This window comes from Achromobacter sp. Marseille-Q4954 (assembly GCF_943737025.1).
Classification (GTDB): domain Bacteria; phylum Pseudomonadota; class Gammaproteobacteria; order Burkholderiales; family Burkholderiaceae_B; genus Achromobacter; species Achromobacter bronchisepticus_A.
Genome location: NZ_CALSFQ010000001.1, coordinates 3396749 through 3418965, shown reverse-complemented (window position 1 = coordinate 3418965; position 22217 = coordinate 3396749). Strand labels below are relative to the sequence as shown.

Annotated in this window: 19 protein-coding genes; 11 read left to right on the top strand and 8 right to left on the bottom strand. The window is 66.3% G+C overall.

The genetic code is table 11. The features are described from left to right. Window positions 1–3 precede the first annotated feature (3 nt). Window positions 4–1092 carry an iron-sulfur cluster carrier protein ApbC gene (gene apbC, locus NGK62_RS15995; protein ID WP_251879158.1) on the bottom strand — a complete coding sequence of 363 codons (1089 nt, stop codon included), beginning with the start codon at window positions 1090–1092 and terminating at the stop codon, window positions 4–6. A 101-nt stretch (window positions 1093–1193) separates the two neighbouring features. On the opposite strand from apbC, the gene NGK62_RS15990 reads away from it, so the two are divergent. Both NGK62_RS15990 and metG read left to right on the top strand, forming a co-directional pair. Then, on the top strand, window positions 1194–1469 hold the full coding sequence (locus NGK62_RS15990) for a hypothetical protein (protein WP_006226181.1): 276 nt from the start codon (window positions 1194–1196) through the stop codon (window positions 1467–1469). A gap of 252 nt (window positions 1470–1721) precedes the next feature. After that, the gene (gene metG, locus NGK62_RS15985; RefSeq protein ID WP_059371301.1) at window positions 1722–3788 is read left to right on the top strand and encodes a methionine--tRNA ligase; all 2067 of its coding nucleotides are present in this window, start codon (window positions 1722–1724) and stop codon (window positions 3786–3788) included. A 72-nt stretch (window positions 3789–3860) separates the two neighbouring features. Here the strand turns inward: metG and NGK62_RS15980 are convergent, their stop codons facing one another. The 3 genes from NGK62_RS15980 to NGK62_RS15970 form a co-directional block, all read right to left on the bottom strand. After that, window positions 3861–4598 (bottom strand): sulfurtransferase, encoded by a 738-nt coding sequence (locus NGK62_RS15980; protein WP_059371300.1) that lies wholly within the window; start codon window positions 4596–4598, stop codon window positions 3861–3863. An 86-nt stretch (window positions 4599–4684) separates the two neighbouring features. Then, complete coding sequence (locus tag NGK62_RS15975; RefSeq protein WP_118931394.1) at window positions 4685–5482, bottom strand: META and DUF4377 domain-containing protein; 798 nt, start codon at window positions 5480–5482, stop codon at window positions 4685–4687. A 132-nt stretch (window positions 5483–5614) separates the two neighbouring features. Continuing rightward, on the bottom strand, window positions 5615–6145 hold the full coding sequence (locus NGK62_RS15970) for an META domain-containing protein (protein WP_054452006.1): 531 nt from the start codon (window positions 6143–6145) through the stop codon (window positions 5615–5617). Between the two features lie 304 nt (window positions 6146–6449). Between NGK62_RS15970 and NGK62_RS15965 the strand changes: the two genes are divergently transcribed. Beyond that, window positions 6450–7598 carry an acyltransferase family protein gene (locus NGK62_RS15965; protein WP_059371297.1) on the top strand — a complete coding sequence of 383 codons (1149 nt, stop codon included), beginning with the start codon at window positions 6450–6452 and terminating at the stop codon, window positions 7596–7598. Here the strand turns inward: NGK62_RS15965 and NGK62_RS15960 are convergent. Beyond that, window positions 7579–7974 carry a helix-turn-helix domain-containing protein gene (locus NGK62_RS15960; protein WP_118931395.1) on the bottom strand — a complete coding sequence of 132 codons (396 nt, stop codon included), beginning with the start codon at window positions 7972–7974 and terminating at the stop codon, window positions 7579–7581. The two genes, NGK62_RS15965 and NGK62_RS15960, sit on opposite strands and share 20 nt — an antisense overlap. Before the next feature lie 661 nt (window positions 7975–8635). Between NGK62_RS15960 and NGK62_RS15955 the strand changes: the two genes are divergently transcribed. Further along, window positions 8636–9451, top strand: coding sequence for a response regulator transcription factor (locus NGK62_RS15955; RefSeq protein ID WP_251879156.1), 816 nt, complete (start codon window positions 8636–8638; stop codon window positions 9449–9451). 429 nt (window positions 9452–9880) lie between these two features. Next, the gene (gene kch / locus NGK62_RS15950; RefSeq protein WP_054452010.1) at window positions 9881–11092 is read left to right on the top strand and encodes a voltage-gated potassium channel protein; all 1212 of its coding nucleotides are present in this window, start codon (window positions 9881–9883) and stop codon (window positions 11090–11092) included. Between the two features lie 3 nt (window positions 11093–11095). On the opposite strand, the gene NGK62_RS15945 is transcribed toward kch, so the two are convergent. Next, entirely contained in the window at window positions 11096–12670 is a 1575-nt protein-coding gene (locus NGK62_RS15945) for an EAL domain-containing protein (protein ID WP_118931397.1), read from the bottom strand. Window positions 12671–12766: 96 nt separating this feature from the next. Beyond that, a complete protein-coding gene (locus tag NGK62_RS15940) occupies window positions 12767–13384 on the bottom strand; it encodes a TetR/AcrR family transcriptional regulator (protein WP_059371293.1) in 618 nt (205 codons plus the stop codon). A gap of 195 nt (window positions 13385–13579) precedes the next feature. On the opposite strand from NGK62_RS15940, the gene NGK62_RS15935 reads away from it, so the two are divergent. From NGK62_RS15935 to phbB, 6 genes are read left to right on the top strand one after another with little or no spacing between them, the layout of a single operon-like run. Continuing rightward, entirely contained in the window at window positions 13580–15064 is a 1485-nt protein-coding gene (locus NGK62_RS15935; RefSeq protein ID WP_059371292.1) for an efflux transporter outer membrane subunit, read from the top strand. A 21-nt stretch (window positions 15065–15085) separates the two neighbouring features. Next, window positions 15086–16153, top strand: a complete 1068-nt coding sequence (locus tag NGK62_RS15930; RefSeq protein ID WP_059371291.1) for an HlyD family secretion protein — start codon at window positions 15086–15088, stop codon at window positions 16151–16153. Further along, entirely contained in the window at window positions 16153–18897 is a 2745-nt protein-coding gene (rbbA, locus tag NGK62_RS15925) for a ribosome-associated ATPase/putative transporter RbbA (RefSeq protein WP_059371290.1), read from the top strand. Before NGK62_RS15930 ends, rbbA begins: the two co-directional genes overlap by 1 nt. Window position 18898: 1 nt before the next feature. Continuing rightward, on the top strand, window positions 18899–20023 hold the full coding sequence (locus tag NGK62_RS15920; RefSeq protein WP_059371289.1) for an ABC transporter permease: 1125 nt from the start codon (window positions 18899–18901) through the stop codon (window positions 20021–20023). Window positions 20024–20070: 47 nt separating this feature from the next. After that, window positions 20071–20538 carry a hypothetical protein gene (locus NGK62_RS15915; RefSeq protein ID WP_306635455.1) on the top strand — a complete coding sequence of 156 codons (468 nt, stop codon included), beginning with the start codon at window positions 20071–20073 and terminating at the stop codon, window positions 20536–20538. After that, complete coding sequence (gene phbB / locus NGK62_RS15910) at window positions 20528–21274, top strand: acetoacetyl-CoA reductase (RefSeq protein ID WP_118931399.1); 747 nt, start codon at window positions 20528–20530, stop codon at window positions 21272–21274. The genes NGK62_RS15915 and phbB overlap by 11 nt, the downstream gene beginning before the upstream one ends. Before the next feature lie 22 nt (window positions 21275–21296). Here the strand turns inward: phbB and NGK62_RS15905 are convergent, their stop codons facing one another. Further along, a complete protein-coding gene (locus NGK62_RS15905) occupies window positions 21297–22193 on the bottom strand; it encodes a LysR family transcriptional regulator (RefSeq protein WP_251879154.1) in 897 nt (298 codons plus the stop codon). Between the last annotated feature and the right edge of the window lie 24 nt (window positions 22194–22217).

Below are 22217 nucleotides of genomic sequence, written 5' to 3'. Positions count from 1 at the left end.
GCGTCAGGTCGGTTGCTGCACGACGATGGACGGGAATTTCCCAGCCATGTCGCGGGGAAGCGCCGCCACGCCAGCCGCCAGCTTGCGGGCAATGCCGCGGTACAGCGCCGCGGCTTCGCTGTCCGGATCCGACACCACGGTCGGCGAGCCAGCATCGGTCTGTTCGCGGATCGCCAGGGTCAGCGGCAGGCTGCCCAGCCAGGGCGTTTGGTATTGCTCGGCCATGCGCTGGCCGCCGCCCTCGCCGAAGATATGCTCGGCATGGCCGCATTGCGAGCAGATGTGGATGGCCATGTTCTCGACCACGCCCAGGATCGGCACCTCAACCTTCTGGAACATGCGCAAGCCCTTGCGCGCGTCCAGCAGCGCCACGTCCTGCGGCGTGGTGACAATGACGGCGCCCACTACCGGCACCTTCTGCGCCAGGGTCAGCGCCACGTCGCCCGTGCCGGGAGGCATGTCGACGATCAGGTAATCGAGGTCGCGCCAATTGGTCTGGCGCAGCAGTTGCTCCAGCGCCTGCGTCACCATCGGGCCGCGCCAGATGGCGGGCGAGTCGGCGTCGATCAGGAAGCCGATGGAGTTGGCCTGCAGGCCGTGGCCCGTGAGCGGCTCCATGCTCTTGTTGTCCAGGCTTTCGGGACGGCCCGAGATACCCAGCATGGTCGGCACGCTGGGGCCGTAGATGTCGGCGTCCAGCACGCCCACCTTGGCGCCTTCCGCCGCCAGGGCCAGGGCCAGGTTCACGGCCGTGGTGCTCTTGCCCACGCCGCCCTTGCCAGATGCCACTGCAATAATGTTGCGCACATTGGGCAAGGGCTTCAGGCCTTTCTGCACCGCATGGGCGGCGACCTTCCAGCTCACCTCGACCTGGGCATCGGCCACGCCGGCCGCGGCCAGCGCCGCCACGGCGATGTCGCGGACCTGGGCGCGCGCGGCGTCGGCGGGATACCCCAGCTCCAGCGCCAGCGAAACCCGTCCGCCTTCCAGCTTGATGTCACGATCTTTTACAGAAACACCCAAATCCATACCGGTATTCGGGTCCTGCGCGGCGCGCAGCGCGGCGCGAATTTGTTCTATCGTTATACTCATGTCACTATGGTTCCGTAGGCAGCGCGGCTTCTGCGGCCCGCCATCCCCTAAAGGATAGCGGATACCCGGGAACCTTTCCCTGCGTTTTGCATCCGATCTTCATGACCAACACACTTATCCGCTTCTTTCGTGCCGTCCTATTCGCCGCCCTGGCCTTGATCGGCATGGCGATGGCGCTGGTGTTCATGCTTTCCACGGCGATCGCCGTGGCGATCCTGTACGTGGTCGCCAAGGTGCGCGGCAAACCTTTCGGCGTGCGCGCCTATTGGAGCCAGCGCCAAGGCGCCCGCCCGGGACCGTTCCAGTCCGCCACCGCCCCCTTCGCCACGCAGCCGCGCGGCGACGTGATCGACGTCGAAGCCCGCGAAATCCGCTGACGGCGGCTTTCCCGCATGCCTGCGCCGCGCGCGGCGCAAGCGGGCCATGGGTTTGTGCGTCCGCACGGCGGAATTGCCGGACGGCCGGCTCCCCTGTATCGGCGCCCATTCCCGCATTCTTTCGCAACCCGCCTGATTCGCCTGCCGCGAAGGGCGGGTTGAGCCATTGATGGGCCGCTGTCCGGCAAGTCTGCGCGGTTGCCCTAAAATGGCCGGCCTACCCCTTTTTTCCCTCAACCTCCAAAGACAACCATGTCTCGCACCCTTTTTGTCACCACAGCGCTGCCCTACGCCAACGGATCTTTCCACATCGGCCACATCATGGAGTACATCCAGGCCGATATCTGGGTTCGTTCGATGCGAATGGCGGGCCACACGGTGCACTTCGTGGGTGCGGACGACGCGCACGGCGCGCCGATCATGCTGAAGGCGGAAAAGGAAGGCATCACACCGCAGGCCCTGGTGGCGCGCTACGCCGCCGAGCGCCCGCAGTACCTGAACGGCTTCCACATCCGCTTCGACCACTGGCACTCGACCGATTCGGCCGAGAACGTCGCGCTGTCGCAGGACATCTACCGCGCGCTCAAGGCCCAGGACCTGATCGAAACCCGCTCCATCGAGCAGTTCTACGATCCGGTCAAGGGCATGTTCCTGGCCGACCGCTACATCAAGGGCGAATGCCCCAAGTGCCACGCCAAGGACCAGTACGGTGATTCCTGCGAGGTCTGCGGCGCGGTCTACGCGCCCACCGAGCTGATCAACCCGTACTCGGCCCTGACCGGCGCCACGCCGGTGCTGAAGTCCTCGGACCACTTCTTCTTCAAGCTGTCCGATCCGCGCTGCGTGGAATTCCTGCAGCAATGGACCACCGGCTCCAACGCCGCCGGCGGCAAGCACCTGCAGCCTGAGATGCTGGCCAAGACGCGCGAATGGCTGGGCTCGGACGATGGCGAGGCCAAGCTGGGCGACTGGGACATTTCCCGCGACGCGCCCTACTTCGGCATCGAGATCCCGGATGCGCCGGGCAAGTACTTCTACGTCTGGCTGGATGCGCCCGTGGGCTACCTGGCCTCGCTGAAGTCGTATTGCGCGGTCAAGGGCATGGACTTCGACGCGCTGCTCGATCCTGCCGGCCCCACCGAACAGGTCCACTTCATCGGCAAGGACATCGTGTATTTCCACGCGCTGTTCTGGCCCGCGATGCTGAAGTTCGCCGGGCGCAAGACGCCTGACGCCGTGAACGTGCACGGCTTCATCACTGTCAGCGGCGAAAAGATGTCCAAAAGCCGCGGCACCGGCATTTCGCCGCTGCGCTACCTGGAACTCGGCATGAACGCCGAATGGATGCGCTACTACATCGCCGCCAAGCTGAACGCCCGGGTCGAAGACATGGACTTCAACCCCGAGGACTTCATCGCCCGCGTCAACAGCGACCTGATCGGCAAGTACGTCAACATCGCCAGCCGCGCCGCCAGCTTCATCACCAAGCATTTCGATGGAGTCCTCGGCTATTCGGGCGACACCTCGGCGCTGGCCGCGGAGTACGCCGAACAGGCGGAGTCCATCCGCGCCGCGTTCGAGGCGCGCGAATACAACCGCGCCATCCGCGAAATCATGGCCTACGCCGATCGCATCAACCAGGCGTTCGACACCGCCCAGCCCTGGGTGCTGGCCAAGGGCATCGCCACCGCCGATGACGCGCAGAAGGCCGCCCTGCAGGACATCTGCTCGCGCTCGCTGGCGGGCTTCAAGGCGCTGTCCGTGATGCTGGCCCCGGTCTTGCCCGAACTGGCCGAACGCGTGGCCCTGGAATTGTTCGGCGCGCAGGCGCCCTTCACCTGGGCCGATGCCGCCGTGCTGCCGCAGCGCGTGGCGCCCTTCAAGCACCTGATGCAGCGCGTCGAACCGCAGATGCTGGAAGACCTGTTCGAGCCGCCCGCCGCCCCCGTGGTGGTGCCTGGCGGCGAGCCCATCGCCGAGACCATCTCCATCGACGACTTCGCGCGCGTCGACCTGCGCATCGCGCAGATCGTCAATTGCGAACACGTGGAAGGCTCGACCAAGCTGCTGCGCCTGACGCTGGACGCGGGCGAAGGCCGCCACCGCAACGTGTTCTCGGGCATCAAGTCCGCCTACAAGCCGGAAGACCTGATCGGCAAGCTGACCGTCCTGGTGGCCAATCTGGCCCCGCGCAAGATGAAGTTCGGCGTATCCGAAGGCATGGTGCTGGCCGCCAGCCATGCGGATGAGTCCGTGGACGCCGGCATCTACGTGCTGGAACCGTTCCCCGGCGCCAAGCCCGGCATGCGCGTGCGCTGATCCCGCGCCCCGCTGAATGCAAAAAGCCCGCCAGTTCAAATCGGCGGGCTTTTTGTCATTGAGCGCGGTACATCATGCCTTGCTGGGCGCCAGCGCCGGATCCAGCGAAATGCGCTCATCGAAGACGAAGCATTTGCCGTCATAGCCGGGACCGCCGGTTTCCTCGAAGTACTTGAGGATGCCGCCGTCGAGCTGGTAGACGTGTTCGATGCCGGCCTCGTTCATGTAGATCGCGGCCTTTTCGCAGCGGATGCCGCCGGTGCAGAAGCTGACCACGGTCTTGCCTTCCAGCTCGGCGCGGTGCGCCTGTACCGCAGCGGGAAACTGGGTGAAGCGTTCGATGCGCCAGTCGATGGCGTTCGTGAAGGTGCCCTCGTCGACCTCGAAAGCGTTGCGCGTATCCAGCATGACCACGGGCCGTCCGGCGTCGTCCACGCCGGCCTCCAGCCAACGCGCCAGCGTCTTCGCATCGACGCCGGGCGCGCGGCCCGCTTCCGGGCGGATCGCCGGATGATCCATGCGGATGATCTCGCGCTTGATCTTCACCAGCAGCTTGCGGAACGGCACTGCCGCGCTATGGCTGAACTTGACTTCCAGGTCGGCGAAGCGCGGATCGGCGCGCAGCGTGCGCAGAAACGCGTCTATGCCATCCGCCGACCCCGCCAGGAACAGATTGATGCCCTCTTCGGCCAACAGGATGGTGCCCTTGAGCGCGGCCTGGCCGGCCTCGTCCAGAAGGCGGGCGCGCAACTCGGGCAGGGCATCCAGCGAAACGAATTTGTAAGCGGCGATATTGACGACGGAAGTCATGGAAAAGCGGAAAAAAAGCGGGCGACGAAAGGCGTAATAGTAAACGCTGGGCGGTTTTTACCACCCGCCGCCCCGCTTGATCCCGCTCAACGATTGACGATTTCCTGCTCGACTACCGCGTCCAGCACCCATTGCACCGTCGACGCATCGGCCGGCGGATTCGGGTTGCGGACCTCGACCACGCGCAGGCGGTAACGCACGCCAGGCTGGAAGTTGAAGCCCGTGATTTCGCCGTACCAGAGCTGCCAGGGCTGCCCGGCGCTGTCGCGCACCTGGTAGCACATGGCGCGGCCCGCGCCGGCGGTGCAAGGCACGCGCTCCGAGTTCACGTAGACCAGCTTGGTCGGCCCCTGCTGGCCGCCCGCGATGGGGTCGGTGCGACGCCCGAAGTCCAGCCGGTCGCCCGAGCTGAGCACCCAGGTCATGCGCTGCGGATTGTTGGCGTTGTCCACCGACGAGGCGGTGATGCTGGTGAGCGCGGCCAGGAAATCCTGCTCCAGCTTCATGTTCTGCGGCGCGCAGGCCATCCTGGTCGACACCGGACGTCCCTGCACGATCAGCAAGCCGTTGGCGACGGTGTAGGAACCGTTGTACTGGTTGCAGCCGGAGAAACCGGAGATACGCGGCGAGCCCTGGTCATGGATGAAGCTCGCCGTAAGCGGACGCGAATTGGAGGACGGATGCGGAATCTGCCGCAAGCCGCCGCCCGGCAAGGTCCAGCGCGCCAGGTCCCAACTGGTCTGCGCCAGCATGTCGGATGCGGAAGCGGGCTGGAAGCGCGGATCCTGGCCATCCGCGGCGCGCTGAGGCGGCGCGGAGCAGGCGGCCAGGCCGATGGACAACAGGCAAGGCGCCAGCCAGCGCAAAGACGCGGAAAAGGGCATGAGAATCTCCCGGGGAAAAGCGAGGAATGCAGCGCCCGCGCAAGGAGGCGGGCCGGACCACGCCATTGTAGGCTTGCCCCGGCACCGTTATTCACGGCTTAACACTCTTTGATGCGCGCCCCGCCGGCCGCGTCAGGGGGTGGGCGGATCCTGGCGCCGCGCGAACTCCAGCACGTCGCCGCCGCGCAGATTGAAGGTCAGGTGCCGCGGCGCGCCGCCGTTGTCCAGCGTGAACGTGTCGATGGACGCCAGGCCGCGCAGATAGTCCGCCTCGAGACGGGCGCGTTCCGGCGCGGGGCAGGCCATGCGCGTGGCGGCTGGGGCGTCGATGTAGAGCTTGCCGCCTTCGAGCTTGTAGGTGCCCATGTAGCGATTGCAGCCGGAAAAGCCATTGACGCGGTACTGCTTGCCTTGCGCCAGGAACGTCAGGCGCACGGGTTCGCCGTTGTCGCCATGGGGAATGTCGCGCAGCGCGCCGCCCGCCTGGGTCCAACGCACCAGTTCCCAACTGGTCTGGGCCAGCGAATCCGCGCTGCTGGCGGCGTTGGCCGCAGCCGCGCCTTGCGGGCGCGCGCCGCCAGTCGATCCGGCGCAACCCGCCAGGGCTGCGGCCAGCAGAGCCGGGGCAATCAGGCGGCAGCGCGTGGACAAGAGCTTGGACATGTACGGGACTCCATCAATTACACATCCCTCGACTGTAACCGGCCTTGTGGTCCCGCATGCGTGTTCTCAGCCCATAAGCGGTATCCAAAAGCAGCACGGCGTTGCGGGACCACGCTCCAATTGCATGGCCTTGCTGCATCGAACGCCCCATGGCGGCGGCGCACATCGACGCGCAGAATCAGTACAGATCGCCATCCGTGCCAGGCCGGCATGCAAGCGCGGAAGCCGATCGCAACGACCGCAGGCGCAGGTGTCCGGCTCCTCACGGGGGCCAAGAATAAGATCAATCCGGGGAGACACGGCGATGGGCTTTTTGAGAACCTTGTTGGCATTGTCGGTGGTGCTGGACCATCTGGGCGCAGGCGCCACCGATCATCTGGTGGGCGGCCGTCTCGCGGTACAGCTGTTCTACGTCATTTCAGGCTTCCTGATTTCCTATGTACTCACCGCCACCGACCACTATCAAGGCGCGGTGGGCAAGTTCTATGCAAACCGCTTCCTGCGGCTGTTCCCGATCTATCTTGCCGTTGCGGCGCTGACGCTGGCTGCGCACGTGATGAGCGGCGGCGCATTCTTCCGCATCTACGACGCGCTGCCCTTCAGCGCCGAGCTGTTCCTGGTGCTCTCCAACATTTTCATCATGGGCCAGGACTGGCTGATGTTCTTCGGCATCGAACATTCAGCGCTGAAGTTCACCGGCAGCTTCGCGCACAGCGAAGTTCCGCTTTACGAAGGACTGCTGGTGCCGCAGGCATGGACGCTGGGCGTGGAGATGAGCTTCTATCTGGTCGCTCCCTTCATCCTGCATTCGCCGCGCCGGCTGCTGGCATTGCTGGCCGCATCGCTGGCGTTGCGCGGCGTGCTGATCGCCACGGGCATAGGCTTGAGCGATCCCTGGACGTATCGGTTCTTCCCGACGGAACTCGCTCTGTTCCTGCTCGGTTCGCTGTCGCATCAGGTGCTGTTGCCGCGCTACAAGGCCTGGACGCAGCGGATCAAGCGCCTGCCGGAAATCGGCACGGCCGTGCTGGCGGCCTACTGTGTGCTGCATTTCTCGATCGCCATGAACCACAATGTGCGCGACGGTCTGGCCGTGCTGCTGTTCGCGGCGTTGCTGCCGCTGGCCTTCCTGTTCCAGTCGCGCCACAGGCTCGACAAGGCGATAGGCGAGTTGAGCTACCCGATCTACATCTGCCATTCGCTGGTGATCATGTTCTTCAAGTGGCTGCTTGAAGAAGCGCATCTGGATCAGCCGCTGCTGTTCATGGCCCTGGTGATCACGAGCACCATCGCATTCTCGGCCCTGCTCAACAGCGTGATTGCGGACCCCATCGAACGCCTGCGCAGCCGCCTGCGCACCGACGACCGCGATCCAGCGCCTGCGTCCGACGCCAGGCGGCGCCCCGCTGGCGCCCCCGCGCAGCCCCTCGGGTCTATTCGCCGCGTGCCTTGATGTAGGCGGCCAGCACTTGTTCGATCTGCCGCTTTTCCTGGGAACTCAGGCGCGCATAGGTGGCATAGGAGATGGATTCGAACGGCCAGGCGGCAGGGAGCGCCACACGCTCCGCGCCCGCCTGGATGGCGCCCGGCTCCGGGTTCAGCATCGGCCCTTCGCCGGTGCTGAGCCACATGGGATTGACGCATAGCGCACGGGTCAGCTTGATGAGGGCGTCGCTGGACGGCCGCCGGCGCTGCCCGCTCTCGTAGTTGCCGATAGCGCTTTGCGACAGGTTGCTTGCGACCGCCAAGTCCTTTTGAGTCCATCCCTGAAGCATTCTTGCGTTGCGCAGACGATGGCTAAACGTGTCCAATCGATCAACCTGAGACATTAATAAGAATTTATTTTTTGATTAAAACATCTCAATACTGGCGCCAAATAAACGGATTGCGCCCCAATTGCGGGGCTAATCCGTAAATCGCGCCTTGCGGCCGCCTGCGCACGCATCAAGCCGGTTCCAAGCGCCTGGCAGAAGGCCGAGGCGCCATCAAAAAGACCATATCTATCATTGGCTTGCATAGGCCAACCAGTATCACGGCGCGGTGGCGCCCCTCGGCCTGCAAGCGCACTGCAGGGGCAAAAGCCTGGCGAGTTTATGGCGTTTCACGCGTTGAAAATCGAAAATAATGTATCGGCGATACATAATGCGTTAACACGCACGTCACAAAACAAACAGTATTTCAAGCGTTTCCATAGCGCAGCCCTCACGCTTTCTGTTACTGTCAGAAACTACAGAAACGTATCTTCACAAAAAAACACGCCCGTGTTTAAATGAAACACGGGCGTGACTTCCAAGCAGCATCGAAGCATGGGCGGCCATCGGCATAAGCACGAAACCAGGGGCAATCCCCCCGGCCTCGCGCCCATCCGAACAACACCGCCCGGCGCTCTCGCGCCTCGGCGCGCAGCACAGGGAGACAGGCATGACACGCAGCGCCACGCCTAGGCATCAGGCACAGCCGCCCAGGCCGGTCTCCTCATTGGAAGCATCAATGAACAACACGCTGGATGTCATATTTCTGGGTCACGACGACGCGCGGCATGCGGGACTCATCGAAGCCCTCTCGCACCTGGGTTTCAACGTGCGCCGCTGCCACGACCTGGCCGACGTCTACGACAGATACTCGCGCCGCCCCTGCCCGCTGGTAGTGCTGAAGGCGCCGCTGCCCGACATCCACAATGCCGCAGTCCGGCTGCGCGCCGTGGACCGCGGCCTGGGCATTGTCGCCATCGCCGCATTCGCCGATGCCGAAAGCCGCATCCGCACGTTGCTCTGCGGCGCGGATGCCTGCCTGCCGCCGGACGTATCCGGGCTGGAGCTGGCGGCGGCGCTGCAGGCGCTGGTGCGCCGCGCGGTCGGCCTGGACGGCGCGGACTCCGCATCCGACGGACACACGCCGGATGAATCCGCGCACGACACCTGGCGCCTTGCGAACAAGGGCTGGACCCTGATCAGCCCCGCGGGCCGCACGCTGGGGCTGACCACCGGCGAGCGCGACTTCCTGTCGCGGCTGGTGAACGCGCCCGACCGCAAGGTCAGCCGCGATGCCTTCTACGCGGACGGCGCGGACGACACCGACAGCGGCATCTCGCGGCGCCGTTTCGTGGACGTCATGATCAGCCGCTTGCGGCGCAAGGCGACAGCCAACCAGATGACGCTGCCGATCCGCGCCGTGCACGGCTGGGGCTACATGTTCGCAGCGGACATCGCGCTGGACCTGGATTTTCGGATAACCGGGGAAGAAAGCCGCCTGGAGGCCCAGGGCGACTGGCGCCGCGAAACGGCGGACGCGAACGCGTCCATCTGAGGTCCGGCCCGCAACGGGCCTGGACGAAAAAAACGCGGCGCTGCCTCGAAAGGCTAAGACGCCGCGCTAAAACAACACGTGAGCCTGGAGTCATCAGCCGGCACTGATGCCTACTACCTGGATCACGCGATTCCAACATTCGTGCCTCATACTCACGTACGGTCAGACCGTGAACCTGGGCCGGGTCTCTAGTCCCTGCACAGGCTGCAACGTGATCAACGCCTGGCGATTCGTCCGCTTGCTAAAACAGCGGGCGTCCCGCCCTTATCAGCGGCGTTCCTCATGGATAGCCGCTTGATGCACGAAGTTTAGGACCTCGGACAGGTTTCCAGTAATTCTTTGTTGATAGCCTTCCATACATATCTGATATAGCGCGGCACGCCCCCTACAATGCCGGCAAAGGACTTGGGACCCGTTCCCGCCAACGCCATGCCCACACTGCCCGTTCCTCTCAAGCACCGCCTGCGCAAACTGCTGGCGCTGTTTCCGCCCAACTGGTGCCTGGCCATCCTGGTGGCGCTGGACGGCTATGCCTTCATGCATCCGGTGCTGCGCGAGGTGCGGGCGCGCGAGTACGGATTCTGGCTCGCCATCGACAACTGGCATGAGGTCATGCGCGTGGTGGGCCTGCTGGAGATACCGCGCCTGGTGTTGGGCGTGGGGCTGCAGGTCATTGCACTGGGGCTGATCCTCAAGGCGCGCATCGCCTGGGCGTTCTCGCTGGTGCTGCTGATCGGCGTGGGCACCTTCGCCATCATGGGAGACAGCGGCCGCGCCGGCCTGGGCATCTATACGCTGGTCCTCGTCATCGCGTTGATCGCCTACTGGCGCCGCTTCGACCGCGCCAGCGTGACCGCCGGTTCGCTGTTCGCCCTGGTCAGCATGCTGTCGCTGCTGATCTACGCGGTCTTCGGCACGCTCTATCTGGGCAACGAATTCAATCCGCCCATCACGGACGCCACCACCGCGCTCTACTTCTCCATCGTATCCATGTCCACGGTCGGTTATGGCGACATCACCCCGCACACCGGAACCGCGCGGCTGTTCACCGCGTCGATTATCATCCTGGGCATCACCATCTTCGCCACCTCCATCAGCGCGATCGCCGGGCCGGTGATCGGCGGCAATCTGAAACGGCTGGTCAAAGGCAGGTTCTCCACCGCCATGCGCAAAAACCACATCATCATCGCGGGCGCGACGCCCCTGGCCATGAGCGTCTACGACGGCCTGCGCCGCCGCGGCGACGAAGTCACCGTCATCGTGCCTCCCGGCGTGCCGCAGGAATATCCGGCGGCCACGGACCTGATCGAAGGCGACCCGTCCAGCGTGGACGTGCTGCACAACGCGGGCGTGACGCGCGCGCGCTACGTGCTGGCGCTGCGCGACGACGACGCCGAGAACGCCTTCATCGTGCTGGCAGCAAAGGAAGCTTGCGGTGAAAACGGCGCCAAGACGGTCGCGCTGGTCAACACCAGCAAGCACCTGGAAAAGATCCGCCGGGTGAACCCCGACCTGGTGTTCTCCGTGCAACTGCTGGGCGCCGAGCTGCTGGCCCGCGCCATCAATGGCGAGCCCATGGACAGCCAGAGCATCACCGACCTGTTCTTCGCCAAGGCCGCCCCCAACGGCAAGGCTGCCTGAGGACTATGCGTCGCCGGGCTGTTCATGCCCGGCGTACCAGCGCACGAATTCGGCCGACGGCATCGGCCGCGCGAACAGATAGCCCTGGATGAACGCCACGCCGCGCGCCTTCAGGTAGTCGAATTGATAGGGCGTTTCCACGCCTTCCGCCACGACCGACAGCCCCAGACGATGCGCCAGCGTGATGATGGCGTCCAGCACGGGCGCTTCTTCGCCCGCGGGTCCGATGGCCTGCACGAAGCCCTGGTCGACTTTCAGGTAGTCCACCGGAAATTTCTGCAGGTACGACAGCGAACAGTGGCCGGTGCCGAAATCGTCGATCGCCACGCGCAGGCCCTGGGCGCGCAAGGCATCGATGTTGCGTCGTGCCTGCCCGTTGTCCGTGATCAAGCTGCGTTCGGTGATCTCCAGCACCACCAGCGGATGCCGCGCCGCGACCTGGGCCGCAAAGGACTGCACGTCGGACAGCAGTTCCGCGCTGGACAAGTGCTCGGCCGCGATGTTCACGCCGATGTGGAAATCCGGCGGCGTGGGCCAGGTCCGCATGTCGCGCTCGATCAGCGTGAGCAGGTGCTGGGTCAGCGGAATGATCATGCCCTCGGCTTCGGCCTCGGCGATGAAGACATCCGGACGTACCGGCCCGATACCCGGCCGCTGCCAGCGCATCAACGCCTCCACACCCTCGCAGCGGCCCGTGGCCTGCCCATACACGGGCTGGTAGTGCACCAGGAACTCGCCGGCCGCCATGGCGCGGCGCAGCCGTTCCCTGACCGAACGCCTGCTGACCTGCAGCCGGTGCGTGGCCACGGCCAGGCCCAGCCCGAGCAGCAGCGCCACCGGCAGATACGTCGTCATGGACCGCGACCACGCGCGCACCAGGGTTTCGGGCGGCGCCAGGACGTTGACCCTGAGGCCCGTCGCGGTGGCGTCGTCCCCGTCGCGCAGCGGCACCGCGCGCGCCGCCGCGCCACCCCAGGAATCGCTGCGTATCGGCGCGCCGTTCCTGCCGACGACCAATTCCAGCTGCAGGTCGTCCATGGTGGCCACGGCATTCACCAGGTCCTGCACGTAACGGCCATCCACCACCACGATGCCGCCATGGCCGTCGGCGCCGGACTTGCCTATCAGGATGGCCGGACGCTCCGGCGCCAAGGGGGTGCCAGCCACCGAGATCTGCCAGTGATCCGACACGACGTTGATTATCCATTTGCTGAAATCGTCGAGCGACGCGTCCACGGCGCCTACCGCCGATGAGCAGTAGACGCGCTGGTCGCGCACCAGGACCAGGGAACGGAAATACGGATTCAGGGCGCCCCAGCGTTGCAGCATGGGCAGCACCTCGTCGCAAGGCTTGCCAGCCTGTTCCGCCACCCGCCCCAACATGTCCTGGGATTGGATGAGGATGCTCTCGGCCTGGGCGCGCACGATGCGCGCGGCGGTCTCGCCTTCGAGCCGCTGCGCGTTGTGCGCCTGCAGCCAGGTCCAGCCGACACAGGCCAGGATGGGTAGCACCAAAGCCAGGGCCACTGGCAGATAACGCCAGGACGGTGTGTCGCCGGTCACTCCCGATGTCGCCATGTCACCTCGCCGCGTAGGTCGTGCATGGCCGCCGCGCGACCACTCTGGATAGGACACCAAGCCGGGCGCAGCGTCAAGGAACTCGGTATCGCTCCGTCAGGCGGGTCCCTGGCGCAGAAGTTCGCAGATCAGCGCCACATGCGCCTGCCGCCGTTCGGGCAGGTCGATGCGCTCGTCGGGGCCCATCAGCGCGGACATGACCAGCGTATGAACAATGGGCGACAGCAGCAGCCAGGGATGCTTGAGCGCCACGCAATCGGCGCACAGACCGCGGTCGCGTGCGCGCTCCAGCAGGCGCGCGATGTCGGTTTGATGCGCCTGCGCGGTCTCCTGCCGCCAGCGCGCGGCCAGATGGGGCACGCGCCCGCTTTCGGCCAACAGCAGCCGCATGGTGCTGATCATGGCCGGATTTCCGAGGCTGACGTAGAGATGGTTGACGATGCGTTCGGCCAGATGGCGCGGCGACTGCGCGCCATCCACCACCGCGTCGATGTCGAGCCGCGAGGGGCTCAGGTGGCGCGCCAGCAGGGCTTCGAAGACCGCTTCCTTGCTCTCGAAATGCGCATAGAGCCCGCCCTTGGACAGGCCAGCGCGCAGCGCGATGTCATCCATCCTGGCGCCGGCATAGCCCGCCTGCGAGAACTCCTGCAGCGCGGCGTCGAGGATCTGCCCGACCCGCACCGCCGGAGGAAGACGACGGCGCTGCATGACCATCCCTCTGCTCCCTGTACATGTGCAATTCATTAAAAACCGACCAGTCAGTCGCTACTTTGATTCTGATCAAGGAATGCGCAGCCGCCGCACTGCACAATATCTGCAAGCACGAACCCGGTATCGGGTCCGCCCCGAAGGCGGCGACCACAAGCCTGCCCTGGGACGCGCCCGGCCCCTGCGCTGGAGAGACCCCGCATGACACTCCGCCCGTTTCCGGCCACGATCGCCACGCGCCTCGTTCCCGCAGCCCTGCTGACGCTGCTGGCCAGCGGCTGCGTGTCCATGGCGCCCGACTACGAGCGCCCCGCCCTGCCCGTGCCCGCCGCGTATTCAACCCCCGGGCCTGAAGCGACAGCGGCCCACGCCGCGGCAGCCGCCGAAATCGGCTGGCGGACCTACTTCCCCGATCCGGCGCTGCAGACGCTGATATCCACCGCTCTGGACAACAACCGCGACTTGCGCCGCGCCCTGCTGCGCGTGGAAGAAGCGCGCGCGCTGTACGGCATCCAGCGCGCCGACCAGTTCCCCACCATAGGCGTGCAAGCGGACGGCTCCCGCGCCCGCGTGCCGGGCGACCTGAACCTCACGGGACAGCCGCTGGTCTCCAGCCAATACCAGGTGGGTCTGGGCATGGCCAGCTGGGAACTGGACTTCTGGGGCCGCGTACGCAGCCTGAAGGATGCCGCCTTGCAGAACTACCTGGCCTCCGATGCGGCCGCGCGGGCCGCGACGCTGAGCCTGATCGCCGAAGTGGCGGACAGCTACCTGTCCCTGCGCGAACTGGACGAACGCCTGGCGCTGACCCGCGAGACCATCGCCTCGCGCGAAGAGTCGCTGCGCATCTTCCGCCGCCGCTTCGAGGAAGGCGCGATCTCCAAGCTGGACCTGACCCAGGTCGAAACGCTATGGCAGCAGGCCAAGGCGCTGGGCGCGGACCTGGAACAGACCCGCGCCGCCCAGGCCAGCGCGCTGGAGCTGCTGGTGGGCGCGCCGTTGAACCTGCCCAAGCTGCCCACGCATCTGGATGACGACGCAGTCATGCGCGAGCTGCCGGCGGGCCTGCCCTCGGACCTGCTGGTCAACCGCCCCGACATCGTCGCCGCCGAGCATCAGCTCCAGGCCGCCAACGCCAATATCGGCGCGGCCCGCGCCGCCTTCCTGCCGACCATTACCCTGACCGGCGCGTTCGGCACTGCCAGCAGCGAGCTGGACGGCCTGTTCTCGGGCGGCAGCCGCGCCTGGAACTTCGCGCCCAGCATCAGCCTGCCGATCTTCGATGCCGGCCGCCGTTCGGCCAACCTGGACCTGACCGAAGCGCGCCGAGACCAGGCCGTGGCCGCCTACGAACAGACCATACAGACCGCCTTCAAGGACGTGTCCGACGCGCTGTCCGCGCGCTACTGGCTGGCCGAACAGGTGGACGTGCTGCGCGCCACCGTGGCGGCGCAGAGCGAACGCGCCCGCCTTGCGCAACTGCGCTACGACCATGGCGCCTCGCCTTACCTGGAGGTGCTGGACGCGCAGCGCGATCTGCTGGCCGCCCAGCAGAAGCTCGCGCAGACGCGCCGCGCCCTGCTGTCCAGCCGCGTCCGCCTGTACGCGGCGCTGGGCGGCGGCACGCAAGCGGCGCCCGCGGCGCAGACCGCCTCGACTCCCGCCCCAGCCGCCAGCCCCCGATAAACCAATAACCAAGGATCCCCGATGCGCCTGCCTACCCGAAAACTGGTCCCTGTCCTGATCGCCCTGGCGGTCGCCGCCGGCGGCTACTACGGCTGGCGGCTGCTGTCCGACCGCGGCCCGGGCGAAGGATTCATCAGCGGCAACGGCCGCATCGAGGCCACCGAAATCGACGTGGCCGCCAAGCTGGCCGGCCGGGTGCAGGAAGTGCTGGCGGTCGAAGGCGACTTCGTCTCCGCCGGCCAGCCGCTGGCGCGCATGCAGATCGATACCCTGCAAGCGCAGCGCGAGGAAGCGCGCGCCCAGCACCAGCAGGCCGTCAACGGCGCCGCCAGCGCCAGCGCGCAGGTCGCCCAACGCGAAAGCGACAAGCTGGCCGCCGAGGCCGTGGTGGTGCAGCGTGAAAGCGAGCTGGATGCCGCGCGCCGCCGCCTGGCCCGTTCCGAGACGCTATCCAAGGAAGGCGCCTCGTCCATCCAGGAGCTGGACGATGACCGCGCCCGCGTGCGCAGCGCGCAGGCCTCGGTGCACGCCGCGCGCGCGCAGGTGAAGGCAGCGCAGGCCGCCATCGATGCCGCGCGCGCCGCCGAGGTCGGCGCCCGATCCGCCGTCACCGCCGCACTGGCCACCATCGCCCGCATCGAGGCCGACATTGCCGACAGCGAGCTGCGCGCGCCGCGCGACGGCCGCGTGCAGTACCGCGTGGCGCAGCCCGGCGAAGTGCTGGGCGCGGGCGGCAAGGTGCTGAACATGGTGGACCTGACCGATGTCTACATGACCTTCTTCCTGCCCGAGCAGGCGGCCGGCCGCGTGGCGCTGGGCCAGGACGTGCGCATCATCCTCGACGCCGCGCCGCAATACGTCATCCCCGCCAAGGTGTCCTTCGTGGCCAGCACCGCGCAGTTCACGCCCAAGACGGTGGAAACGGCCAGCGAACGGCAGAAGCTGATGTTCCGCGTCAAGGCCCAGATCAGCCCCGAGCTGCTGCGGCGGCACCTGAAGCAGGTCAAGACCGGCCTGCCGGGCGTGGCCTGGCTGAAGCTCGATGCCGACGCGCAATGGCCCGCCAACCTTGAAGTCAAGGTGCCTTGATGGCCTCCCCGGACACCGCGCCCGTGGTGACGCTGTCCGGCGTCAGCCTGCGCTACGGCAAGACGGTGGCGCTGGACGGCATCACCCTGGACATTCCCGCGGGCCGCATGGTCGGGCTGATCGGCCCGGACGGCGTCGGCAAATCCAGCCTGCTGGCCTTGATCGCGGGTTCGCGCGCGGTGCAGGAAGGCAAGGTGGACGTGCTGGACGGCGACATGGCCAGCCGCCGCCACCGCGACGACGTATGCCCGCGCATCGCCTACATGCCGCAGGGCCTGGGCAAGAATCTCTATCCCACCCTGTCGGTCGAAGAGAACCTGCAGTTCTTCGGCCGCCTGTTCGGCCATGACGAAGCCGAGCGCCGTCGGCGCATCGACAGCCTGACGCGCAGCACCGGCATGTCGGCCTTCCTGTCGCGCCCGGCCGGCAAGCTGTCCGGCGGCATGAAGCAGAAGCTGGGGCTGTGCTGCGCCCTGATCCACGACCCCGACCTGCTGATCCTGGACGAGCCGACCACCGGCGTGGATCCGCTGGCGCGCGCGCAGTTCTGGGACCTGATCAACGAGATCCGGCGCGAACGCAGCGGCATGAGCGTGATCGTGGCCACGGCCTACATGGACGAGGCGCAGCGCTTCGACTGGCTGATCGCCATGGACGAAGGCCGCGTGCTGGCCACCGGCACGCCCGCCGAACTGCAGCAGCGCACCGGCGCGGACTCGCTGGAAGCCGCCTTCATCGCCTTGCTGCCGGAAGAAAAGCGCCGCGGCCACAAGCCGGTGGAGATCGTGCCGCTGGCCATCGACGAGGACGCCGAGATCGCCATCGAGGCGCGCGACCTGACCATGCGCTTCGGCGACTTCGTCGCGGTGGACCACGTCAACTTCCGCATCCGCAAGGGCGAGATCTTCGGCTTCCTGGGATCGAACGGCTGCGGCAAGTCCACCACCATGAAAATGCTGACCGGCCTGCTGCCGGCAAGCGAAGGACAGGCCTGGCTGTTCGGCGCCGAGGTCGATCCGCGCAACATCGATACCCGCCGCCGCGTGGGCTACATGTCGCAGGCGTTTTCGCTGTACGGCGAACTGACCGTGATGCAGAACCTGGTGCTGCACGCGCGCCTGTTCCACGTACCGGAGGCCGAGATTCCCGCGCGCGTGGACGAGATGGTGCAGCGCTTCGACCTGGGCGAAGTGCTGGACACCTTGCCCGAGAACCTGCCCATGGGCGTGCGCCAGCGCCTGTCGCTGGCCGTGGCCATGGTGCACAAGCCCGAACTGCTGATCCTGGACGAACCGACCTCGGGCGTGGACCCCGTCGCGCGCGACAACTTCTGGCGGCTGCTGATCGCGCTGGCGCGGCAGGACCAGGTCACCATCTTCATTTCCACCCATTTCATGAACGAGGCGCAGCGCTGCGACCGCATGTCGCTGATGCATGCGGGCAAGGTGCTGGTCAGTGCATCTCCGGACGAGATCACGCGCATGCGCGGCGCGCAAACGCTGGAAGAGGCTTTCATCGCCTACCTGATCGACGCGGGCGCCGGCACCAAGCCGGAAGACGCTGACGCGCAGGCCGCTCCCGCCTTGGCGTCCAGCCCGGCCGAAGCACCGGAGCACCGCGGCTTCAGCCTGCAGCGCATGCTGAGTTACATGTGGCGTGAATCGCTGGAACTGCGCCGCGATCCGGTGCGCGCCACGCTGGCCCTGGCCGGGTCGCTGCTGCTGATGTTCGTGATGGGCTTTGGCATCAGCCTGGACGTGGAGGACCTGCGCTATGCGGTGATGGACCGCGACCAGACAGGCCTGAGCCACAACTACAGCCTGAACCTGGCGGGTTCGCGCTACTTCATCGAGCATGCGCCCATTTCGAGCTACGAGGAGATGGATGCGCGCATGCGCAGCGGCGAACTGTCGCTGGCCATCGAGATTCCGCAAGGCTTCGCGCGCGACGCGGAGCGCGGCAACGGCGCGCAGATCGGCGTCTGGATCGACGGCGCCATGCCGCAGCGCGCCGAGACCATTCGCGGCTATGTGCTGGGCATGCACCAGGGCTGGCTGATGCAGCAGGCGCGCGAACGCCTGGGCGCGGACGCGACCCTGCCCGTCGGCATAGAGACGCGCTTTCGCTACAACCCGGACGTGCGCAGCCTGCCCGCCATGGTGCCCGCCGTAATTCCGCTGCTGCTCTTGATGATGCCGGCGATGCTGACGGCGCTGGCGGTGGTGCGCGAAAAGGAGCTGGGTTCCATCATCAACCTGTACGTCACGCCCGTGACGCGGCTGGAATTCCTGCTGGGAAAGCAGGCGCCCTACGTGGCGCTGGCCATGCTGAATTTCCTGCTGATGACGTTGCTGGCCGTGACGCTGTTCGGCGTACCCATCACCGGCAGCTTCCTGACCCTGCTTGCCGCCGCGCTGATCTACAACGTGGTGGCCACCGCCATCGGCCTTTTGGCCTCCACCTTCACGCGCAGCCAGATCGCGGCGCTGTTCTTCACCATGATAGGCACGCTGGTGCCCGCGGTGCAGTTCGCCGGCCTGCTCAACCCGGTGTCGTCGCTGGAAGGCGCCGGCCGCCTGATCGGCCAGGTCTACCCCGCCACGCACATGCTGACCATCAGCCGCGGCGTCTTCAGCAAGGCCCTGGACTTCTCCAACCTGCAAGGCTCGTTCTGGCCGCTGCTGATCGCCATTCCCGTCATCCTGGGCGCCTCGGCGCTGCTGCTGAAGAAACAGGAGACCTGAGATGCGGCACCTGGCCAATATCTACCGCCTGGGCGTGAAGGAGCTGTGGAGCCTGGCGCGCGATCCGATGATGCTGATCCTGATCCTCGTGTCGTTCACGCTGATGATCTACACCGCCGCCACGGCCGTGCCGGAAACCCTGCACAACGCCCCCATCGCCGTGGTCGACGAGGACGTATCGCCCCTGTCCGCGCGCATCACGTCGGCCTTTTATCCGCCGCACTTCACGCCGCCGGAGGTGACGACTTCGGCCGAGGCCGATGCCGGCATGGACGCGGGGCGCTACACCTTCTCGGTCAACATTCCGCCTAATTTCCAGCGCGACGTGCTGGCCGGGCGGCCCGCCGAAATCCAGCTCAACGTGGACGCGACCCGCATGAGCCAGGCGTTCACGGGTAGCAGCTACATCCAGCAGATCATCAGCGACGAGATCAACGAGTTCGTCAAACGCTACCGCGCGCCCACCGAACTGCCAGTGGAGCTGGCGGTGCGCATGCGCTTCAACCCCAATCTGACCCAGGCCTGGTTCGGCGCGCTGATGGAGATCATCAACAACGTCACCATGCTGTCCATCATCCTGACCGGCGCCGCGCTGATCCGCGAACGCGAGCACGGCACCATCGAGCACCTGCTGGTCATGCCGGTGACGCCGACCGAGATCATGGTCGCCAAGGTCTGGTCAATGGGGCTGGTGGTGTTGGCGTCTGCTGGGCTATCGTTGACTTTCGTGGTACGCGGCTTGCTGCAAGTACCGATCGAGGGATCGGTGGCGCTGTTCCTGGTCGGGGCGGCGCTGCACCTGTTCGCGACCACCTCCATGGGCATATTCATGGCCACGCTTGCGCGCAGCATGCCGCAGTTCGGCATGTTGCTGGTACTAGTGCTGCTGCCCCTGCAAATGCTGTCGGGCGGCACCACGCCGCGCGAAAGCATGCCGCAGTTCGTGCAGGACATCATGCTGGCCGCCCCCACCACGCACTTCGTGGAACTCGGCCAGGCCATTCTCTACCGCGGCGCAGGCTTGAGCGTCGTGTGGCAACCCTTCCTGGCGCTGGCGCTGATAGGCTCGGTCCTGTTCGCGTTCTCGCTGGCGCGCTTTCGCAAGACCCTCAGCCAGATGGCTTGAGGCCTGTGTGTTCGTTACCCCTTACCACTCTCTTAGAAGGACGGATGATGAAGAAAACCACTGCCTCCACGCCTCAGGGCCTCGCCAGCGCCAATGCCGCCTACTGCCAGCGCATGGCGCAGCTTGCGCAGGAAAGCCAGCAGCGCTGGGTTGAACTGGGCCGCCGCCTGGCCGGCGGCAACGCGGAACAATACATGGCCGCGCTGGCGCCTCTGCAACAATCCGGCAACTGGCAAGAAATCGCCCCCGCGCTGGGCGAGATGACGCGCAAGCAATGGCAAAGCCAGCTTGAGGCCAGCCAGGCCATCACCCACGCGCTGCTCGAAGAACAAGCCACCCTGGCCGCCGGCATGAGCGAAGCGATGCGCGGCTGGCTGAAACAGGCCACCGGCGGCGCCATGGGTATCGAAGACACGCCCATGGCGCAGATCTGGAAGACGCTGTCGAACCAGATGGCCTCGGCGTGCTCGGCCATGCGCGACGCCAGCCAACCGGGGTCCCATCATGACGGCTGAACGCACTGCGCTCGTCACCGGCGGGGCCGGCTGCCTTGGACAGGCCATCGCGCGCGCCCTGCACGATGCCGGCCACCAAGTCATCATCACCTACCACTCCAGCGAAGACGCCGCGCGGGCGTGGGTGGACGCGGAGGCGGCCCAGGGTCGCCGCTACGCCATGTACAAGGTGGACGTGGCCGACTACGACTCGTGCCAGGCGCTGGCGCGGCGCCTTGAGGAAGACGGCCGCCAGATCGACATCCTGATCAACAACGCCGGCCTCACCCGCGATGCCAGCCTGCGCAAGATGAGCTACGAAAACTGGACGGACGTGCTGCGCGGCAACCTGGATTCCATGTTCAACATGACGCAGCCGCTATGCGGCGCCATGGCGGACCGGGGCTGGGGCCGCATCGTCAACATCTCGTCGGTCAACGGCAGCAAGGGCGCGTTCGGCCAGACCAACTACGCGGCCTCCAAGGCCGGCATCCACGGCTTCACCAAATCCCTGGCGCTGGAGCTGGCCAGGAAAGGCGTGACCGTGAACACCGTGTCGCCCGGCTACCTGGCGACGCGCATGGTGGAGGCCGTGCCCGAAGAGGTGTTGAAGGAGAAGATCCTGCCGCAGATCCCGCTGGGCCGGCTCGGCCGCCCGGAAGAGATCGGCGCGCTGGTAGCCTTCATCTGCAGCGACGCCGCGGCGTTCATGACCGGTAGCAATGTCGCCATGAACGGCGGCCAGCACATGTATTGATGCGGCAAGGGGCCGCCGCGGCTCATTCCCGCGGCGCGCCCAGCTCTTCCAGCAGGAAATCGACGAAGGCGCGAACCTTGGCCACCATGTGGCGGCGCGACGGATACACCGCGTACACGCAGGTCTCGTCGGGTTTCCAGTCCTGCAGCACGGCCTGCAGCGCGCCGCTGTCCAGGTCCTGCTGCACGTACACGCGCGGCACCAGGCTGACGCCGAAGCCGGCGCGCAAGGCATCGCGCACCGCCAGGCTGGAGCTCACCCTGTAGCGCCCCCGCACCGGCACGCGTTCGGTCTCCCCCGCGCGCTTGAAGGTCCATTCGTCCGCGTGGCCAGACAACGTGAACTGCACTCGCTCCATGTTGCGCAGCGCCAGCGGCGAGGCCGGCACGCCATGGCGCTGGAAGTAGGCCGGCGCGCCGCAAAGCACGTGGTCCAGCGTCATCAGCTTGCGCGCCACCAGGCTGGAATCCTCCAGCCGGTCGGTGCCGCGGATCGCCAGGTCGTAGCCTTCCTTGACGATGTCGATGCGCCGGTCCTCCAGGTTGAGGTCCAGCGATACCTGCGGATAACGCTGCAGGAAGCGCGGCATGGCGGCCGACAGCCGGACCAGGCTCAGCGACATGGGCGCGCTGACCCGCAAGGTGCCCGACGGCGCCTGCTGCAAGGGTCCCAGCGATTGCTCGGCTTCGCTCAGGTCGTCCAGGATGCGCGCCACCTGTTCGTAGTAGCGCGCACCGGCTTCGGTCAGGCTCATGCGGCGGGTGGTGCGGTTGAGCAGGCGCGCCGCCAGGTGGGCTTCCAGTTCGGCGATGTTCTTGCTGACGGCGGCGGGCGACAGGCCCATCTGCCGCGACGCCGCGGCGAAGCCGCCCCGCTCCACCACTTGCCGGAAGACCCTGAGCGCGGTCAGATGATCCATAGATTATTCACTGTTGGTGAATGA

What these genes read in the sequence shown, in the direction of transcription:
- NGK62_RS15940 (WP_059371293.1), bottom strand. Translation starts at nt 13,384, where the DNA reads ATGGTCATGCAGCGCCGTCGTCTTCCTCCGGCGGTGCGGGTCGGGCAG.
- NGK62_RS15960 (WP_118931395.1), bottom strand. Translation starts at nt 7,974, where the DNA reads ATGTCTCAGGTTGATCGATTGGACACGTTTAGCCATCGTCTGCGCAAC.
- NGK62_RS15945 (WP_118931397.1), bottom strand. Translation starts at nt 12,670, where the DNA reads ATGGCGACATCGGGAGTGACCGGCGACACACCGTCCTGGCGTTATCTG.
- NGK62_RS15930 (WP_059371291.1), top strand. Translation starts at nt 15,086, where the DNA reads ATGCGCCTGCCTACCCGAAAACTGGTCCCTGTCCTGATCGCCCTGGCG.
- NGK62_RS15920 (WP_059371289.1), top strand. Translation starts at nt 18,899, where the DNA reads ATGCGGCACCTGGCCAATATCTACCGCCTGGGCGTGAAGGAGCTGTGG.
- NGK62_RS15915 (WP_306635455.1), top strand. Translation starts at nt 20,071, where the DNA reads ATGAAGAAAACCACTGCCTCCACGCCTCAGGGCCTCGCCAGCGCCAAT.
- NGK62_RS15965 (WP_059371297.1), top strand. Translation starts at nt 6,450, where the DNA reads ATGGGCTTTTTGAGAACCTTGTTGGCATTGTCGGTGGTGCTGGACCAT.
- NGK62_RS15980 (WP_059371300.1), bottom strand. Translation starts at nt 4,598, where the DNA reads ATGACTTCCGTCGTCAATATCGCCGCTTACAAATTCGTTTCGCTGGAT.
- NGK62_RS15905 (WP_251879154.1), bottom strand. Translation starts at nt 22,193, where the DNA reads ATGGATCATCTGACCGCGCTCAGGGTCTTCCGGCAAGTGGTGGAGCGG.
- NGK62_RS15955 (WP_251879156.1), top strand. Translation starts at nt 8,636, where the DNA reads ATGAACAACACGCTGGATGTCATATTTCTGGGTCACGACGACGCGCGG.
- NGK62_RS15975 (WP_118931394.1), bottom strand. Translation starts at nt 5,482, where the DNA reads ATGCCCTTTTCCGCGTCTTTGCGCTGGCTGGCGCCTTGCCTGTTGTCC.
- metG (WP_059371301.1), top strand. Translation starts at nt 1,722, where the DNA reads ATGTCTCGCACCCTTTTTGTCACCACAGCGCTGCCCTACGCCAACGGA.
- apbC (WP_251879158.1), bottom strand. Translation starts at nt 1,092, where the DNA reads ATGAGTATAACGATAGAACAAATTCGCGCCGCGCTGCGCGCCGCGCAG.
- phbB (WP_118931399.1), top strand. Translation starts at nt 20,528, where the DNA reads ATGACGGCTGAACGCACTGCGCTCGTCACCGGCGGGGCCGGCTGCCTT.
- rbbA (WP_059371290.1), top strand. Translation starts at nt 16,153, where the DNA reads ATGGCCTCCCCGGACACCGCGCCCGTGGTGACGCTGTCCGGCGTCAGC.
- kch (WP_054452010.1), top strand. Translation starts at nt 9,881, where the DNA reads ATGCCCACACTGCCCGTTCCTCTCAAGCACCGCCTGCGCAAACTGCTG.
- NGK62_RS15935 (WP_059371292.1), top strand. Translation starts at nt 13,580, where the DNA reads ATGACACTCCGCCCGTTTCCGGCCACGATCGCCACGCGCCTCGTTCCC.
- NGK62_RS15970 (WP_054452006.1), bottom strand. Translation starts at nt 6,145, where the DNA reads ATGTCCAAGCTCTTGTCCACGCGCTGCCGCCTGATTGCCCCGGCTCTG.
- NGK62_RS15990 (WP_006226181.1), top strand. Translation starts at nt 1,194, where the DNA reads ATGACCAACACACTTATCCGCTTCTTTCGTGCCGTCCTATTCGCCGCC.